The sequence below is a fragment of the Pseudochryseolinea flava genome (genome assembly GCF_003286915.1).
GTDB classification, from domain to species: Bacteria; Bacteroidota; Bacteroidia; order Cytophagales; family Cyclobacteriaceae; genus Ohtaekwangia; species Ohtaekwangia flava.
Map to the genome: position 1 here is coordinate 489,277 of NZ_QMFY01000001.1, position 18,656 is coordinate 507,932.

Genomic DNA, 18,656 nt, shown 5'->3' on the forward strand with positions numbered 1-18,656 from the left:
GAAGTAGTATATTGTAGTTTAATCAACATCAATCCCTCACATGAAAAAGTTACTTCAATCAGCATCACTGGATACCGACGCCGCCACGCTTCTCTTGCGTTTGTTGTTTGGTATTTTGTTTGTGCGCTACGGCTACAACAAATTAATCGCGTACGATATGTACGTTGCAAATTTCCCCGACCTTATCGGCATTGGTGGAAAGCTTTCTTTTCATTTGGTAATTTTTGCTGAACTTGTTTGTGGACTGCTCGTCACGATTGGTCTGCTTACACGCTTCGCGGTGATTCCGATATTAATCACCATGATTGTAGCGTTCTTCCTGGCACATGCAAAAGATCCATTCGACGCCAAAGCAATATCGTTTGTTTTCTTAGGACTGAGCGTTGTCATCTTCCTATTGGGAAGCGGAAAATATTCCGTTGACAAACTGGTTCTCAAAAAATAATTTACCAAGAAGGCCTGCACTGCGGGCCTTTTTCATACCCCATATTTAATCACAGAACTTTTGTATATTCAATGCGCTCAACAGCGACAACGGCGTATAGAGGCACCGTTGTATTCCACACATGACAACGACAATCCTTTTTATCCACAGCGCAGGTACGCAAGCGCCAAATCAAGGAAGCTACGATTTGGTTGGCTGGCTCAGAAAAGTCCTTGACCCGTCCTACCGGATTGTTTTTCCACTGATGCATGACCCTGAAACGCCGGAATACAGCGCTTGGCGAGACCAAATTGAACGGGAGCTAGCACTCATTGACGAGACCGTCATCATGATTGGTCATTCCCTTGGCGGATCTGTCGCATTAAAATATCTATCTGAAGAACGTATTCAGAATAACATCGCCGCACTATTTCTTATCGCGGCTCCATTCTGGGGATTCGATGAGGAGTGGAATGTCGGAGATTTTCTTTTAGAAAAAGGATTTGAAGAAAAGATCGGAAACGTGAAAACGACAATCTATCACAGCGTCGACGACCCATGGGTACCATCAGAACATGCCACATTCTATGGAGAGCGATTGCATCACGCACGTGTGAAGCTAATCGAAGGAGATGATCACGAATTTAGGAATGGCCTACAACAACTTGCCAATGATATTTTGAAGACGCAAAGCTAGTCTATTTACACTCTGGAATTTTTTACAATTGCGCCAAGCTCTTGTTCTCCATCAAATATTCGATTGCTTTTGCCAGGAAGCGCGCACAGCTCACGATGTTAACTTTACCATCATCGATTTCATCTTTCACCGTGTCTGAAATACAGATGCTTTGAATATTTGACTTGCGAATCGTTTCGAGTGCGCTACCACTAAGTACACCGTGCGTACAATATGCTTGAACACTCGCGGCGCCATGTTCCATTAGAAGATCTGCAGCCTTACACAACGTGCCTGCCGTATCAACGAGGTCATCAATGATAATGACGTTCTTACCGTTCACGTCGCCGATGATCTCCATGTGTGCAATTTGATTCGGCTTTAGGCGTTCTTTATTAATGACAGCGATGTCTGCTTCAAGATACTTTTTATAGAGTTTCAAACGTTTTATTCCACCAAAGTCGGGGCTGCACAAACACAGGTGATCGATTTTTTTTGCCTGAATGGACTCGATGAACAGCTTATGCGAAGAAAGTGGATCAAGCGGAATTTTATAGAATCCCTCAATTGCGTTCGTATGAAGATCCAATGTAATAATTCTATCGGCTCCCATCTGCTGAATCATATCGGCGATGATTCGTGACGAGATTGCAGTACGCTGACCATCGCGACGCTCCTGACGACTGTGAGGTAGATACGGAATCACCAACACTACCTCCTTCGCTGAAGATCGCTTGGCGGCATCTACTGTCACCAAAAGCTCAAAGAGGTTTTCGTAAGGCATGTGTACTTTCGCGATGATGAACAACACCTGACCACGTACGCTTTCATTAAATCGAACGAACAATTCTCCGTCGGAAAACTTCTCAGAGTGAATCTTGTAAAGCGGCTGACCTAAGTGAGAGGCTATCTGCTCCCCTAATTTGCAAGCAGTAGATGTGGCGTAGAGCCTAATATTGGATTCCATGAATGACGTACCAGTTTGTAGATCTTCAGTCTATAACGACTAAACATCAAAGGTAATTTTGTTTTGGGATTTCCCTTTGCGAAATCAGTTTCAAAAGCAAAAAAAATATCTTCGCTAGTGTAGGTATCGCGTCAACAGCAGCTCAAAATGAGGTGTATGCTCCTTCGCTAATTTACCTTGCACCATCATCTTATGGACGGTGTGCATTTCAAACCATTGTACTTCCGCGATATCATCGTTTCCAACCGGATCGCCAGAAACGTGGTCTGCAGAGAAAAGTGTCGTGATAATTTTATCGCGTTCGTTCTTATATCGCCAGTCTTTTACCCTAAACGAACCTTCGTAACGTAGGGGCGATACGATCATCTTTCCACATTCCTCCTCAAGCTCACGCAGAGCTGCCGCTTCAAAACTTTCGTCGGTAGGATCAGAAAAACCACCGGGAAGTCGCCAAACTTGATCAATGGTCTTCATCCCTAACAATATCTCGGTTTGATTCTTTCTAAAGATCGCCACGTCTACGGTCGGGTGAACCTTCGGATAGGGCTGCGCATATCCATAAAGCATTCCGGCCTGAAAATGTGGATTGTTGACGCCATCTCGCAACATGGCTTTAATCTGATCGGCATCGTTTTCATGATGCAACGGTAGGTCTACTGTACCATACTTTCCAGTGTAAAAGCTACTGAAGCGGTCACTGCTTCCATAGAGTAAAAAATCTTGACCAGGATATTTCTGCTGCAAGACCGCATCCAGGTTGAGCGACCATTGTGTATCCAGTGGATGATCCGACAGCGACAACACTTCCAGTGAGGGGTATTCCTGCTTTATCATTTTTTCGCGCTGGCTAAAATCAAATGGGTTGAATACACTTCCTTTTACCGGAGTCGTACCCAACACCAACACAATTTTATCATGTTTCTCCTGTACGCGTTTGATTAATGTATGATGCCCATCTGCTAAGCGAAGCACTTGAAAACGAGCAATAATTACGCCTAAAGTGGAAAGCTTTTGCATGTGATTTTTGTTTACCAAATATATGTCGAAGGGTCCTAAAAGCAATAACTCCAAATAACGGTAGAAGGCTTGCAAGCGTTAACTGCCTGCAAGCTGTTATTAAAAAATCCATTCTACTGTTTGAGCTTCATAGGAGAGCGGCACCTCCAGCTTCTGCAACATGCGTTGGATTACTTTTTCAGGCACTGGATGATCGCGATCACGATTTTGTTGCAACCATTGCTGATAGGGAACTTCCATATACAACAATTTTACGCGTGCTTTATAAGTGGTAAATAAATCAATCCAAATCGAGCGCATCTGTTTTGTGATGTTTGTCGCATTGAAAATAAAAGGTTCGCTTCTGCGAAGCAGAATCCTTGCATGTTCTTTTGCTTGTTGAATCACCCAACCATTACCCGCTGCATCATCCGGTTTAATTTTATTCTTGCGACGGATTTCGTCTAAACTAATCACTGTCATGCCTGGATAGTTCCGCGTGATGAAAAAGTCTTTTCCCATCCCAGGAAGTCCACTCAACATAATGACATCATTTTTGTAATCATCAAAAGGAATATAATCGACACTACTATCGTCCTTTCGAAAGTAATCGAACCGTGCTAGGCCAGTCTCAAAATATCGCGGTGTAAACCAACATTGCTGTTCTCGACATAATGCCTCGAAAAAATCAATACGTTCCAGGAGATCCTGTTGATCATTGCAAGTGCGCCCAAGCACATCCGCTTTCGCCAACAGCGCCAACTGGGTGGATCCACCCCGAAGCGACGATTCAATCACCGCTTTCTGCGGATCCCGTTTCTCCATCACCCAAAGTGGTAAACCATGGTGTCTTACAAGAGCAGCAATTTGCTCTCGCATTTGAACCGGCGCGCCAAGCTCATATAAAATTTGGCGCGTCGTATATTCACCTTTCTTAGCATGTCCTTTCGATGTGATTGATCCATCAAATTCCAACACCGTTGTTGAACGTTTTTCCACGTCATGCAATAACGCAGCGGTCCATAAGATCTCTTTTGCGCTTTCTGACAGTGCTTCGAACTCAACGCTATTTTGCAGCGCGTCCAACACCATTTGCGTATGGACGGCCACATCTCCCTCCGCATGATGTCGCGGATCCTGACGTACGCCAGACATATCGGCAACCCACTCAAAATTTCTTTCGAGTGATTGCCAAGATTTATCTTTTATTAATACCCAATTCATGATTCTGTCTTTTAAGTTAACATTCGTTACGCACGTTCCCAATTCAACTTTGCACGACGCCAGTGACGTGTCCAGTGCTCATCAGTTTTTACGTGACCTTTTCTAACATACTTGAATACGTTCGCAGCAAAAGTATCGACATGAAATTCATCACCACTCCTACTGACGATGCCTTCACGCGAACATGCTTTTCCTGTTGCAATGTCCACTGATTCAAATTCACTTTCTTCTGAAGCGAATTGCAACACATCGGCCTTTATCAGTTCCACTTCGGCCGACTTTGTAATTTTTATTTCCGGCACCACAGGAAATTCGAAAGCTGTCGCGTAGAACTTTACTTCTTCCCAACTTAACCAACGATCACCTTCGCGAATTGCAAAGACATGAAAATGCTGATCGATGTTTAGGTACTCGATGGAGTGAATCGCATAGAGATTCTCCCCAAAGATTTCTAAGTCTCCCAGATCGTTCTTCAACAAAGCCCATCGCTCCCTGATCGCTTTCGTCCAGGGTGATACGGTTGGTGCTGCATGCGATCTTGCAAAAACACCATAACGATTAAGGCAATTGTTCTCGCCATCTAATTTTTCGGTATGAACTATCGTTCGCCATTTCGAAACATGTTGCGCGTAGTCGTGTGCAATGCGATCATCGCTTGTCGTTCCTGGTGAAAAAGGAAAATGATATGTCCTCCCATATTTTCTTGAGTTCATCGTAAATACATTAAGTAATAAATAAAGAATTAGAGCGTGAATGCCGTACGGCCTCACCTTAGCGACCACGTATTCAGTGATCAACACGAATAGTCATGAGCACGCGGACCATAAATTATCTAACAGTCAATGCCTGCGCTGTGACTTTGTCTTAATTTTACCAATGAAGAATGGCATCCGGTGTGGATGAGAATGTGATCGCGAATGTCGATTAAAAGATGAGCATCTTTGATAATCCCTGTTTATGCGTTAAACATTGGAAGCGCGAAGATATTGAAATTTCAATTCATCAACTAAAAATTTCGACACAACCCAACTTCGTGGACTTTCGTATAAGTGTCAAATACAATTAAACGGTAACCATACCCATGAAAAATTTTTACTATCAGTATTGATAGTTCAATTGAATCTCTCGAATTCCATTTGTTTTATCTTCTGATACTTTCAAAATGTTTTTACGTGGTAAAAAGCGCATCAGTGTTTTTTGTCACTAACCATAAACAATTATGACTATGTATCAAAAACCATCGAATGCATTTATTGGAGCATCATGGCTCACGCTCGGAACAGGCATGACCGGTTTCATTATTGGGCTGTGGCGCTCAACGATGCAGTTAAATGAAAAGGGCTATTACTTCACCGTATTAATGTATGGTCTCTTTTCCGTGATCTCGTTACAAAAAAGTGTACGCGATAAACTCGACAACCTGCCCGTAACAGACATCTACTATGGACTCAGCTGGTTCTCAACCATTCTCGCGGTGGTGTTACTAACCGTGGGATTGTGGAATGCTGAGTTGATGCCAAGTGAAAAAGGATTTTATGCATTCGCTTTTCTGATGTCACTGTTTGCTGCCGTTGCCGTTCAAAAAAACACGCGCGACATACAAGCCGCCAATAAACAGGAACAGCTGGAGCAACATCCTTAAAAAAAGAATGGACACTTTCACTACGCATAGTAGTAGAAAGTGTCCCTATCATTAACGGCCCGTTGAATAATCCGCGGCAGAATCGTCGCTAGCACCATCGCAATCGAAGCTTCGCGTAAACTGTTTTGGCTGTTTAAAATATCCCTTGCGATACCCTATCTCCGGGTGCGCATAAATTTTCGACATGAAGCGATCCCAAATTGGCAATGCCGACCGTGTTGACGCTCCTTCACCCCAGGAAGGAAAACGAATCGATCTTTCATCGCCACCAACCCACACGCCGGTAACAAGGTTATGAGTAATTCCAATGTACCATGCATCGGACGCGTCATCGGTTGTGCCGGTTTTTCCGCCAACTTCATTTCCAAGCGTAACCGCTGTACTTAAGCTGGCCGATGTACCGCCCTCTTCTTCAACACCACCTTTTAACATGTATACCATTGTGTACGCCGTATTCTCGTCGAGCACTTGCTCTGTTTGTGGAACAAAGTTTTGTAGCACATTTCCATTTTTGTCTTCGATACGCGTGATGTAAAATGGTTTCGTGCGAATACCTAAATTCGCGAATGTGCAATAGGCGCCAACCATTTCAAACAAAGAAACATCGCTTGTGCCGAGCGCTAAAGAGTAAACTGGATCAAGCTTCGCGGTGATACCCAATCGCACGGCGAAGTCAACAACATTTTTAGGTTGCATCTTCTCCATCAACTGCATGGTAATGGTGTTTAATGATTTTGCTAACCCATGTCGCAAAGTATATTTCGTTCCATCACCATAGGTACCATTCGCATTTTTTACGCGATACACGGTGCCCGACACTTTCAATGTTGGTGAAATATCCAACAACTCCGTACAAGGAGAATATCCGTCCTCCATCGCCTTTCCATATACAAACGGCTTAAAGGTAGATCCCGCTTGGCGCATACCCTGGCGCACATGATCGTATTTAAAATAACGATGACTCAATCCACCTACCCATGCTTTTACTTCTCCAGTCTGCGGATTCATCGCCATCAAGCCCGTTTGCAAAAATCTATTGTAGTAACGCAACGAGTCATAAAAACTAAAATCGACAAACTTATCGCCACCCCAGGCAAATACTTTCATTCGCTTCTTTTTCTTCAAAACAATCTCGATAGAATCTGCACCGGCACCGTAGCGTTTCTCAAGTGTTTTATAAATATCCGTGCGTTTTATTTTCTTCTGAAGGAAGTCCGTGATCTCTTCACCACCTGCGCCCTCCCAAGGGTTTCTACTACCCAGTGCAGTTTCAAAATCGCGTTGCACCTTGCTCATGTGTTCTGCAACAGCTTGCTCCGCCAACATTTGCATCCTACTATCAATGGTGGTATAAATTTTTAATCCAGATTCAAGCAAATCTATATCTCGCTCTTTACACCACTTATCTAGATCTTGACGAAGCACTGTTCTGAAATAAGTTGCTAAACCTTCATTGTGGTTTTGTACCGAAAAATTGAGATCAAGTGGAAGCTGCTTTAATGAATCGTAAGCTTTTTCTGTCTTGATGTAACCATGATCCAGCAGTTTGTGAAGGACTTGATTACGTTTATTCAATGCACGCTCCGGATGTTCCCGAGGGTTGAAACGCACAGTACCTTGCAACATTCCCACGAGCAAAGCAGCTTCGTGCAAGTCAAGTTTCGCAGGACTCTTACCAAAATATGTTTCCGACGCTACTTTGATTCCGTAAGCGTTATTGTTGAAAGGAACGGTATTTAGGTAGAGGCAAATAATCTCCTCTTTCGTAAAGTTCTTTTCAAGTTGAACAGCAATAATCCATTCCTTCGTTTTGCTAATCAACATATCCAACGGACTGGCTAGATAACCAAAATGACCGCGCAATTCTTCACTTCGGGTATGAAAGAGATTCTTTGCGGTTTGTTGTGTTAGTGTGCTTCCTCCGCCTTGACCACCTCCCAACACCACACCTTTCACTACACGAAAGTAAGATTGCAAGTCCATTCCTGCATGATCATAAAATCGATGGTCTTCTGAAATGATCAACGTCTTCACCAACAGGGGTGGCAACTGATCGTATGTTACAGCGCTTCTGTTGAAGCGAAAATATCGTCCGAGTGACGCGCCATCGGCAGAGATAACTTCCGAAGAAAGATCGTTTTGTGGATTTTCCACCATCCGAAAGCTAGGCATCTCACCAAAAAGGTTGAAGGGATTCCAGATGACAGAATAGATATACAGGGGCACGCCAACGAGCACGACCAAGAAAGCTATCCACGTGAACTTGACAACTTTATTAAACCAAGAGGTTTTAAAGAGAAGGATTTTTGAGAACATCGAGCTTGATGAAGCTTTGGCCATAGGAAACTATTTGTAGCGAAGATAATTCAAATAACAAATCTAGATGGAAACCTTGAATCATTCTCAAAGAAACGGTCGGATAAAATGGAATCTGTTGGATAGATCTCCAAACCTGTCGTAATGATAGTGAATGATGTTGAAGGGCGGTCCTGCGATCGTCAACGCAGCCGATTATCCATTCATTCCAAAGACCTTTTGTGCCTGAAAAACAACTGCGAAATCGGGATAAGCATAAATGCAGCCAGCGCAAACGTGATAAAGGCCAGTTTCAAATTTAAGGCTTCAGAAATGTAGCCAATCAAAGGAGGCCCGATAAGCATCCCCACGATACTGTATGTTGCCAAGAGCGAAACGGCCATTCCTGTGGAATACTTTCGTGAGCCACCCGCTAATAGAAATGTCATCGGGATAACCGGTCCGGTGCCAAAACCCACTAGCGAAAAACCAATCAATGTTGGCCAATAGTAGGGAAAGACTATCGCGATAAAAATTCCGACGATGATGAGCAACGCACTAAGCGCATACATCTTCGGCATGCCAAGTTTTACAATGAGATAGTCAGACGCGAATCTTGCCAGCGCCATCCATACCATGAATAAGAGATGGCCGGTCGTGTACACTTCAACGCCTATCACATCATGAAAATATTGACCACTCCAATCGAACATTCCGCCCTCACAAATGGCTGCAAAAAATATTAACAATCCTAAATAGCCAATGTACGGATCTGGCTTACCAAAAATGATTTTGTTCCCAGACGTAGCGCGATCGTTGGTAACGAGAAAACGATAAGTAACAATGGTCGTCACAATGGTGATGGCCGCGATGATTGACAAATGAATATTCATCGGGATGTTCCAGCGAAGTAAAAGCGTTGCAAACAATAAGCCCACGATACCACCCGTGCTCCAGAGTCCATGAAACGATCCGTTGATTTTCTTATCGAACATCTTCTGTAACGTAATCGCTTGCGTGTTCATGGAAACGTTCAAGATCCGCAGTGAAAATGAAAACACTCCCAGCGACATGACGAGGAATATTACTTTTGGGGAGAAGGCTATTCCAAAGACAGAAACACCCAGCAGTGTGAATGCAATCGACAGCGGAACCCGACTATCAAATCTGGCAACAAGCCATCCGGAAATAGGTAGACCGATCATCGACGCGATGGGCATCGTGAGTAAAATCGTGCCAAGCTCGGCGTAACTAAGCTGGAAAATATTTTTAAGGTTTGGAATTCTCGAGGTCCAAGATGCAAAGCAAATACCCGAGAGAAAAAAGAACACACTTAATGCAATCCGCTGCTTGTTTTTCAATTCCATTTCGCCACAAATTCCGGGCAAAGATAATCAATGAGACCAGTCTAAGGTATTTGCCGTTAGAAATTGTTGCACGCCGTAAAAAATTAAGCCACCGACACTCGTCGATGGCTCTTAGAATTGTCGCGAAAGAAGGCGGATTCTTTCTGACTATTTCCAACTTAAACGTTTCGTTTTCGCTTGTGTCTTAATTGCCTTGATCATCGTTCCCTCCAACGCGCTTTCTTGTGCATCTGCCGCGGCATGTTGATCCTGGTAAGCTTTTCGTTGTTGATTTAGCTTTTGGATTTCAGCTTGAATTTTTTCACGCTCGGCACTTTTCTCCTTCACATAGATTTTTCTTTGCTCAACCGTCATCCCCTTCATCTCAGCTGGAAGTGTTTCTTCAGAAGCTTTCTCGACAGCCTTCACATCATCCTTCGTTGCGTCAACAAGATCCCATGATGAGTTCGAATAAGCACTTGAGCTCTTTGATACAGCGCGCTCAACCACATTTGAAGTTCCGTAGCTACCAGCATTTCTATCCTGTGTCGATTGCAATGCTTTCTTCTTCACACCACTGCTGCCATAAGCAATGTACGTTGCATTAAGTTGCTCGTTAAGCGCCGCGATCTTGTCATCGTAAGGCGTTGGAATGTACACGGTCTTTCGATCCTGATCAATTGCCATGTAAGAACCACCCGTCAGGTCTGCACCACGTTTCCAGCTTGTTCCCATGCCTTCATCAAAATTTCCACAATAAATAGTATTCACCACCACATCTTTTTCCTTCGCCAGTTCACAAGCCGTTTGATATGGAACACTACCTTGCGTGAACGGCTCATTACCCGCAATGAAGATCATTTTTAAGTCCGCTTTTGAGGAAGACCAATCCAACTGTTGCAACGATGTTCGAATAACATAACCACAAAATTCGTTACCACCATTCGTTGTGAGCGAAAACAGTTTTTCTGAAATCACATCCAAGTCATTTGTCAACGCACTCACCTGGCGAACAAATCCTTCCGACGAGGGAAGACCATCGTTACCGTATTCATACAGCGCGATCTGAATGTTTGGTCTCGAACCATCGTCGCATTTTGCGGCAGCAAGTTCATTTACTATTTTCCAAAGTTGTGATTTCGCTTGATCAATCAATCCATCCATACTATTGCTCGTATCAATGAGCAATGCAAGCATAATAGTTTGCTTTCCATCGGGCGGTGTTTTCGTTGATGGTCCCTCTGCTTTTATCGGTTGGCATTGCACAGCAAAAAGTGCTGTTAAAATGATACTGAGTAGTAACGTATAGTGCTCCGCAGCTTTTCTAAAGGTTTTCATGGCGTTAATGTTTGATCAAATTTTACGGAAGATTTTTGCTTTTGATAGGAAGACTACGCCGAGCGCCATATTGTATGAGTGAAACATCCGTTTCACTTAGTGAAAGCCGTGAATTGGGCTTGTTGTACTGTAAACCGGTAAAAATTAAAGTATTAACTTTCTGACGAGCTGCAAAAAATGAGGAAATCTGTTCTAATAATTGGTATTGTAATGAGCCTGATGTGGGTACCTGATGTGGTAGCACAGAACAAGGTAGAATCTAAATCCAAAGAGCGTTACAAAGCCTATAAGTCAAGTAGCCAAAGCGAAGCGTCATCGTTGTTAAACGATGCCTACGTTTTGAAGGATAAGAACCCTGGCGAAGCGCTGAACAAAGTGCAAGATGCATTAGGCATTAGTATCGCGACGAAGGATGAATTCAACGAAGGAAAATGTTATGTTCTCATAGGAGAGATCAACGAATCAATCCAAGAATGGAAATTAGCGCGCGACAACTATGAGTCCGCTTACGAACGACTGAAGACTTTGTATAGCGGAACACCGGAATTTCGACAAACGCTTAAAGGACTAGGCAACACTAACTTGAAGCTACGTGATTTTGAAGCATCCTTAAGATACTATAACCAAGCGCTGGCCTCAAAGGGTGGTCGTCAGGAAAACAATAGTATTCTAGTGCTCATGGCCGAAGTCTACTATCAGCAAGGCAATACTGATGCGGCTTTGGAAACGCTCAAGAAAATTTCATACGGGAAAATGGTCGACAATGATTTAGACGCGAGTGTCCAAAATTTAAATGCGCGCATTTTAGCCAAGCGAAATGAATACGACAACTCGTCAAAAGTTTTGGACAAGTCACTGAACACGCTTAGCGCAGAGCCAAGTGTGGCCCGCAGTCAAGCGCAGTCGATACAAGAAACGAAAGAAGAAATCTCTCAAGGACTACGAGGACAACAGCGTTTTGATGAAGACATCGACCTACGAAATAAGTCAATTGCATTCAACAACAGCATCAATAATTTAGAAGAAGTAACGAAAGACAAGCTTGCCATAAGCAAATCGTTAGTCGACATTGGCGAGACATCTGCCGCCAGGAAGGAGCTCGAAGAAGCAGCTGCCATTGCGGATTCGATCAACAACCCGGAAGCAAAAGCTAATGCATATTTAGCATTGGCAAACTTCTATGACAAAAGTGGTGAGACTAAGCGCGCGGTTACGGCTTATAAAAAGTATAGTGAAGCTGTTGCTTCGACGGAAACAAAAACCGAGGCAGAAACCCAGGAGCGTGATGCCTTGCTCAAAAAGCAAAAGGAAATTGAGTCTTTATCGAAAGAAATTTCCATCAGCCAACAGCAAGAAAAAATTGAGCAGACCACCGTGAGCAGGCAGAAGATTATCATTTACGGATTGATCTTGATGATCGTTATTACGCTCACGACTTCATATTTCATTTACAAGAATGCCGTTGCTAGCAAGATTGCCAACCAATTGCTTGCCTTGAAATCGCTTCGCAGCCAAATGAACCCTCACTTCATTTTCAATGCATTAAATTCCGTGAATCATTTTATCGCACAGCAAGATGAAAGAACTGCGAATAAATTCCTCTCTGAATTTTCTCAGCTTATGCGGCTTGTTTTAGAAAATTCGCAAGAAGATTTTATTCCACTTCACAAAGAGCAAGAGATTCTATCACTTTACTTGAAACTTGAACATTATCGTTTTCGCGATAAGTTTGAATATACAATAGACATTGACGAGAACATCAACGCCGACGTAATCGAGGTTCCCCCAATGTTAATTCAACCCTATATTGAAAATGCCGTGTGGCACGGACTCCGTTACAAGGACACGATCGGTCATTTACACCTGAAAATTCGTGAGGCAAACAACTACTTGCTGGTCGAAATTCAGGACAACGGAATTGGGCGAGTAAAATCTGCTGCCTTAAAAACAGCGAACCAGAAAAAACATAATTCAACTGGCATCAAGAATATTGAAGAACGGCTCAAAATATTGAACACCGTTTACAAAGCAAACTATCGTGTAACCATTGAAGACCTCGCTGAAGGTACGGGAACGCATGTTCGCATTTTTCTTCCGATAAACCAACGCAAAAAATCTTTCGCATGAAGGCAATCATTGTAGATGATGAAAAAGACAGTCGCGATATCCTCGCAAATTATCTTAAGAAATATTGCCCGGATGTTACTGTCTGTGGTTTCGGCGAATCTGTTGCTACAGGCCTAGAAGCGATTCGCCAGCATCAACCCGATATTGTTTTTCTTGACATTGAAATGCCTTACGGTAATGGGTTCGATCTCCTTGACAAAGCAGATGACCACACCTTTGAGACGATCTTCGTTACAGCGTTCGGGAACTATGCGATCCAAGCACTCAATCAAAGTGCCGCCTACTATTTATTAAAGCCTATTGATATCGATGAGCTAATCAAAGCAGTAGAAAAAATTAAACATGAACGACGCGGCGAAAATTATCTTCAACATTCGCGCGTGTTGTTAGATAACATCAAAAGTACTTCGCAGCAGAAGATCATGCTTCCAACTATGGAAGGATTTGAAATTGTGTCTATCAATACAATTCTCTACTGCGAAGCCGTTGACAATTTCACACGTTTCTATTTTGAAATCGGTCAGCCGCTGCTAATCTGCCGAACGTTAAAATATTTTGAAGAGGTATTGAAAGACCATGGCTTTCTAAGGATCCACCGTTCATACCTGATCAACCCAAATTTTGTAATACGCTATTCAAAAGGGAAAGGCGGCTATGTTACCATGAAAAATGAACAAGAACTAGAAGTGTCGCCTAATAAAAAGAAAGAGTTCCTCGACCTATTCGAGCGATAAAAGTTTTCCACCCATGGCAATTTACTTTTTACGGAATATGCTGGAGTAGATCCCTCCCGCATGATAAACCGACGGCGTCGTATTGATGAGTATCACTTCCGCATCAAGCTTTTTCCCAAGGGCATGCAGCGATTCGAAACTTACAGGGTAGGGCACCCACTGATTGGCCTCTTCGGTGTCGTACTCAACGATGAGAAAAAATCCATCATCGTTTAACCGACGGCTCCAAACTTCTAAAAAGGAAATTTTGTCTTCCACATAATGCAAGGCGTTTGCGAGCATGATACCATCCAACATCTCTAGATCATTTGGTGGCGACACAATATCAGCTACAATCGGTTTAACCGAAATACGTTCACCAAGAATTGATTTCACTTTTTGATCGTGATCGATCGCATAGATCAGGGATTCATGCGCGAGCAGCGAATCCAATATTTTCGTAAAAAATCCACTACCGGCACCAAGATCCGCCCACACTTGCGGTCGTGTTTGATCAATCGCATCCTCTATTAACTTCCTTCCTATTTCAAATTCCATTGAACTACTTCTTCAAACTAAAATAAAATGTTGATCCCTTACCTACTTCGCTTTCTACGCCAATATGGCCACCATTCTTCTCTACAAATTCCTTGCACAGAATTAGTCCGAGGCCGGTGCCCTTCTCATTCGCCGTTCCCTTTGTTGAATGCTTTGTGTCAATACGAAACAGTTTTTCCATCACTTCCTTCGGCATACCTACACCTGTATCCGCAATGCTAACGTTCACAGATGTTCCATTCTCTTTTGCGTTGAGCGTAATAGTACCCCCTGGGGGTGTAAATTTAATTGCGTTTGATAACAAATTCCGAACAACCGTCGTGATACTATTTTTATCCGCATGCACCCGTAGCGGAGTAACACAAAGGTTCGCAATGGCGATTTGCTTATTCGCGGCTTGCGCCTCTAACAACGATTTATTGACGTCAAGTACCTCCATCATGTCGATTACTTCAGGTTTAAATTCTATGTTCCCTGTTTGTGATCGCGACCACTCTAAAAGGTTCTCAAGCAATGCAAATAAGTTCTTTAACGATTTGTCAAGATCTTGCGCTAGCATTTTGATTTCTTCTTTGCTTAGACTATCGCTATGATTAATAAGCAAACCAGAAAATGATGTCAGCGAATTTAATGGCCCTTTCAAGTCGTGGCTGATAATCGAAAAGAATTTGTCCTTCGTTGCATTCAAAGCAATCAGTGCTTCATTTTTTTCTTGGACAGCGGTGTTCGCAACCTCCAGTATTTTATTGGATCGCTTCTTCGACAAATACATGTAGAAGATAAGCGCTACAATCACGCAACCCAAGGCGATTAATACGAACAAAAAATTTCTGAACTGCTGCTGCTCTTCAATTTTTTCTTGCTGAACGATACTCTTCGTTTCAAGTTTATTGATACGCACTTCCTTCTGCTCTAGCGTAAACCTGTTGGTTACTTCAAGAAGTTGCTTTTCGTTAGCATCGTTTAAGATGAACTCGGTAATCGCAGCAAGCTCTTCTTGATATTCGATTGCTTGACGATAGTCGCCAATCAATTTGTAAGACTGATATAAATAGTCGACGCTTTTTCGAATTTCTATCTGATTTTGAGATTCGCGTGCAGCTTTCAATCCAAGTCTAAGGTTTGCAATGGCTTGTTGATAGTTCTTTTTCTCAAAATAAAGTTCGCCAACATTGTTGTATGAAACGGATAAACCGTGATCATCTTTTAAGCGCTGCCGGAGTTTAAGTGCGATCGTATGATTAGCCATCGACTTTTCCGAATTCTTCATGCGGCGATACAGCTCGCCAATATCGTTCAGCAAAAGCGCTTCATTTTTTTTGTCACCGATACTACGGTAAATTGTTAGAGACTCTTTGTATCGTTCAAGCGATTCGGAATATTTACTTTGCAACTCGTGCACTTGTGCTATTTGAAAAAGTGTTTTTGCTTCCACAGATGGGTCAGCTACAACGTCTTTATATTTGAGCACCAAGTGATAGTTCTCCAGCGCATTGTCAAGCTTACCCTGAAGCGCGTTAATATTTCCCATTTCGTTTAAAATTCTTACCAACCGCACAGGACTTTTGTATTGCTCATCGATGGCGAGTGCATCTTGTAAGAAAGTGGTGCTTCGTTCATAGTCACCGACTTCCTCCCATAACTTTGCAAGTCCCAAAAACGTGAACAGCTGTTTGTCTTTGAGATCTAAGGAATCCTCCAGGTGTAACGCGCGAATGAAGTTATTCATGGCGTGCTCGACAAGGTGGGTTTGCGTGAGGTGAATCAGCGCTATTGATTTCAGCGACTTAATTTCACGCGGAAAGTCGCCGGCACGATGTGCCGATTGAAGGTCATAGGTAGCCTCCTCAAGTGCCTGATCAACTGACTTTGATTTCTTTTCTTGAAAATGGCGCTCGTACCACGCGATCTCCGGATCAACCTCTAGTTGAGCAAAAGCTTGCGGCGTAACGAGTAAAAGACATAGCAGGCTAAAAATTACCTTTATCATAAAGGACACTGCAATTTGATCGTAAAGGTCATCAAAAATTTACAGTATTAATACGAAGACTCTGGTCTAATATTACATTATCGCTTGCCGGAATCGCCCAGTGTGTTTTTTGTGAGGATATCTTCCCGCGTCATGCTATCGTTCTTTGCTAAGGTGTCGCCAATGCGATGAATTATTTCGTCGAGCTTCTTGCCAGACTCCGCGAGATGGCGAACTAATTCTTGTTCTCGATTGGAAAGATCTGAATTATGGAGGAGATTAACTAAGCCGAGAATACTCGAAAGTGGTGCACGAAGCAGATGTGAATTGATGAATGCATACTCTGATAGTTGCTTATTTTGTGCTTCCAACTCCGCCGTACGCGACGCAACACGATCTTCAAGCGTCTCATTTGCTTGTACAAGCTTCTCGTTCATCTGATTGATTTCTTCGGTTTGATCTTCGAGCGCACTCTTCTTTGACTCAATCTCAGAAATGTAAATCGTATTTTGCATCGCTTTGAATGCGATTGTTAAAACGTCACACGCGGCACTGGCAAACAACAATTCTTCGCCATTCCAATGACGCTCCTCCATGTCCTCACAGCAAAGAATCCCGACAAGGTTCCCGTTGATAACAATCGGGGCATCCATCATCGACTTAATCTTTTGAGCGGCCAAGTACGTCTTCCCAAATTCCGCGGTATTTGGATCCTCTGCCGCATTGCTTGTGTGGATGATTGTCTTCATCTTCAAGCGCGTAGCATAGCGGGGAAAATTTGCAAGATTGTGAACTGTGTTTCGGCTTCTGTTTTCCGGGAATGTATACCGACAGGTAATTGTGTTGGCGTCATCCTCATACGTCCAATAACTAACTTGCGTAACCCTCAACAAGTAATCCAGAGTCTGACACATTCGCTGAACTGCGCGTTCAAAATTTCCATTAATGACCTCTTGGCTTTGTGAAAGCTCGGCAATTGCTTTAATGTAGGACTCCAGTCTGCCGTTTTTCAGATTCGTTTTGTCACGCTGTAGTTCGACCTCACGCTTTAAATTGGCAAGCTCTTCGTTTTGCAGTATTAACGCTTTCTTCTTTCTGGCTTGAATGTAGCTAAAGAAAGTCGCCACGGAACACGTTAAAAGTAGGAACAGAAATCCGCCGGCAATGAAGCGCGTCGGATATAACGTCACCGTATAAGATCCGTTCGTTGCTCCGTCGGCATATAATCCCATGCCGATCATAAAAACTACTAGGAGTACACTCCAAAAAATAGTTTCTCTCACGCGTTGTATGAGTACAGCAATCAGTAAAGGCATCAATGCAACCCAATAAACTAACACATGAAATGCTTGGGGATTGAGATAAATCTGAATGCCATTGCCAAGGAAAATGAACATCATATTGCAAAAGAACAATACGCGATAGGATAACCCTGTGTGGGATGCTATCAACAATAAGGATGGGATTGCCATCAATGCAAGAAAGTGAACGATGGAGGATGCTTGGAAGTCGATGAGAAACTCGAGGACAGCACCCACCAGGTATACAAAAATGAGTATGATAAGGTAAACCCTGAAAATGGACATCAGCGATTGTTCGTCCTGGAGCTTGTCATCTTTGGGGAACATCCTTATTAGTGTAAATGGGCTGACCGAAAATAAGGATCTAAGCCGATACTCTACATGATTTCAGACAAATAAATTCACTTTGTATGATGAATGGTTGACAGTGAAATGGATACGAAAAGAGGACACTACGAAATCGTCGTTATTTCTTGACAGCTGCTACTTGAAAACTGTGAAGCCATTCATAAGCTTCGGGGCGTTTGTTAAATAGCTTGGTAACGATGGGAAATTTATTGACGGCAGAAAGTATCAGGTTAATGTAATAGAGCTTAAAAGCATTTCCGTTGGTAACGATCGCTGCGCGTTTCAATCCCGCTTCCACCGCTTGGGGCATCATCTCCTTTTCAAACCACTTTCGGTTATCGGGGCTAATAATTCCTTGCTGCGATATATCAGATAGCATGCTGTCGACGCGCGTTTTTCGGCCGAAGGCGATCATAGCCAAAAAGGGTTGCTTGTATTCGTCTTTGGTTGGACTTCCATTCCATACTAACGTGATGCACAACGTTTCGGAATCGTAGCTAGCAGTAGCGTAGGGCGCGCTAAATACTTCGGTTATCATACATACCAAGTTACAAAAAATCGATGTCGCGCAAAAGCTGCTTCGTGGTGAGTATGCTAAGTTGGTGCGCGGTGTTTTCCATTCAATCATTGAGGCAAAGCGACACGCCGCAGACTTCCGTACCTGGATGAATCAAACTAACTGAATACATGCTGCAAAACCCATTGCCACAATCGTGCGTTAGTGTTCATTGA

16 protein-coding genes are annotated in these 18,656 nt (G+C 43.1%); 5 read left to right on the forward strand and 11 right to left on the reverse strand.

All coding sequences use genetic code 11. From position 1 onward, the window contains the following. Positions 1–40 precede the first annotated feature (40 nt). The gene (locus DQQ10_RS02255) at positions 41–445 is read left to right on the forward strand and encodes a DoxX family protein (RefSeq protein ID WP_112745163.1); all 405 of its coding nucleotides are present in this window, start codon (positions 41–43) and stop codon (positions 443–445) included. Between the two features lie 121 nt (positions 446–566). Then, entirely contained in the window at positions 567–1,121 is a 555-nt protein-coding gene (locus tag DQQ10_RS02260; protein ID WP_112745164.1) for an RBBP9/YdeN family alpha/beta hydrolase, read from the forward strand. Between the two features lie 22 nt (positions 1,122–1,143). Here the strand turns inward: DQQ10_RS02260 and DQQ10_RS02265 are convergent, their stop codons facing one another. From DQQ10_RS02265 to DQQ10_RS02280, 4 genes are all read right to left on the reverse strand, one after another. Further along, positions 1,144–2,067: a ribose-phosphate diphosphokinase gene (locus DQQ10_RS02265; protein ID WP_112745165.1), complete on the reverse strand. Its 924-nt coding sequence runs from the start codon at positions 2,065–2,067 to the stop codon at positions 1,144–1,146. Positions 2,068–2,181: 114 nt separating this feature from the next. Beyond that, positions 2,182–3,084 (reverse strand): NUDIX domain-containing protein, encoded by a 903-nt coding sequence (locus DQQ10_RS02270; RefSeq protein WP_112745736.1) that lies wholly within the window; start codon positions 3,082–3,084, stop codon positions 2,182–2,184. A 99-nt stretch (positions 3,085–3,183) separates the two neighbouring features. Then, positions 3,184–4,287, reverse strand: coding sequence for an AAA family ATPase (locus DQQ10_RS02275; RefSeq protein WP_112745737.1), 1,104 nt, complete (start codon positions 4,285–4,287; stop codon positions 3,184–3,186). A 26-nt stretch (positions 4,288–4,313) separates the two neighbouring features. Then, entirely contained in the window at positions 4,314–5,000 is a 687-nt protein-coding gene (locus DQQ10_RS02280; RefSeq protein WP_112745166.1) for an RNA ligase family protein, read from the reverse strand. A 512-nt stretch (positions 5,001–5,512) separates the two neighbouring features. On the opposite strand from DQQ10_RS02280, the gene yiaA reads away from it, so the two are divergent. After that, complete coding sequence (yiaA, locus tag DQQ10_RS02285) at positions 5,513–5,929, forward strand: inner membrane protein YiaA (RefSeq protein ID WP_112745167.1); 417 nt, start codon at positions 5,513–5,515, stop codon at positions 5,927–5,929. Between the two features lie 51 nt (positions 5,930–5,980). Here the strand turns inward: yiaA and DQQ10_RS02290 are convergent, their stop codons facing one another. From DQQ10_RS02290 to DQQ10_RS02300, 3 genes are all read right to left on the reverse strand, one after another. After that, a complete protein-coding gene (locus DQQ10_RS02290) occupies positions 5,981–8,269 on the reverse strand; it encodes a transglycosylase domain-containing protein (protein ID WP_112745168.1) in 2,289 nt (762 codons plus the stop codon). Between the two features lie 179 nt (positions 8,270–8,448). Then, a complete protein-coding gene (locus DQQ10_RS02295; RefSeq protein WP_112745169.1) occupies positions 8,449–9,591 on the reverse strand; it encodes an MFS transporter in 1,143 nt (380 codons plus the stop codon). 147 nt (positions 9,592–9,738) lie between these two features. Beyond that, positions 9,739–10,908, reverse strand: coding sequence for a vWA domain-containing protein (locus DQQ10_RS02300; RefSeq protein WP_112745170.1), 1,170 nt, complete (start codon positions 10,906–10,908; stop codon positions 9,739–9,741). Between the two features lie 177 nt (positions 10,909–11,085). Here DQQ10_RS02300 and DQQ10_RS02305 point away from each other — a divergent pair, with 177 nt between their 5' ends. Then, positions 11,086–13,035 carry a tetratricopeptide repeat-containing sensor histidine kinase gene (locus tag DQQ10_RS02305; RefSeq protein WP_112745171.1) on the forward strand — a complete coding sequence of 650 codons (1,950 nt, stop codon included), beginning with the start codon at positions 11,086–11,088 and terminating at the stop codon, positions 13,033–13,035. Further along, positions 13,032–13,769 carry a LytR/AlgR family response regulator transcription factor gene (locus DQQ10_RS02310; RefSeq protein WP_112745172.1) on the forward strand — a complete coding sequence of 246 codons (738 nt, stop codon included), beginning with the start codon at positions 13,032–13,034 and terminating at the stop codon, positions 13,767–13,769. The genes DQQ10_RS02305 and DQQ10_RS02310 overlap by 4 nt, the downstream gene beginning before the upstream one ends. A 21-nt stretch (positions 13,770–13,790) precedes the next feature. Here DQQ10_RS02310 and DQQ10_RS02315 read toward each other — a convergent pair whose 3' ends face one another. The 4 genes from DQQ10_RS02315 to DQQ10_RS02330 all read right to left on the reverse strand — a co-directional run bounded on the left by DQQ10_RS02315 (position 13,791) and on the right by DQQ10_RS02330 (position 18,462). After that, positions 13,791–14,306, reverse strand: a complete 516-nt coding sequence (locus tag DQQ10_RS02315) for a class I SAM-dependent methyltransferase (RefSeq protein ID WP_112745173.1) — start codon at positions 14,304–14,306, stop codon at positions 13,791–13,793. A 4-nt stretch (positions 14,307–14,310) separates the two neighbouring features. Then, entirely contained in the window at positions 14,311–16,296 is a 1,986-nt protein-coding gene (locus DQQ10_RS02320; protein WP_112745174.1) for a tetratricopeptide repeat-containing sensor histidine kinase, read from the reverse strand. Between the two features lie 77 nt (positions 16,297–16,373). Further along, complete coding sequence (locus tag DQQ10_RS02325) at positions 16,374–17,903, reverse strand: GAF domain-containing protein (RefSeq protein ID WP_112745175.1); 1,530 nt, start codon at positions 17,901–17,903, stop codon at positions 16,374–16,376. A gap of 139 nt (positions 17,904–18,042) precedes the next feature. After that, on the reverse strand, positions 18,043–18,462 hold the full coding sequence (locus tag DQQ10_RS02330; RefSeq protein WP_112745176.1) for a hypothetical protein: 420 nt from the start codon (positions 18,460–18,462) through the stop codon (positions 18,043–18,045). Positions 18,463–18,656: the final 194 nt, after the last annotated feature.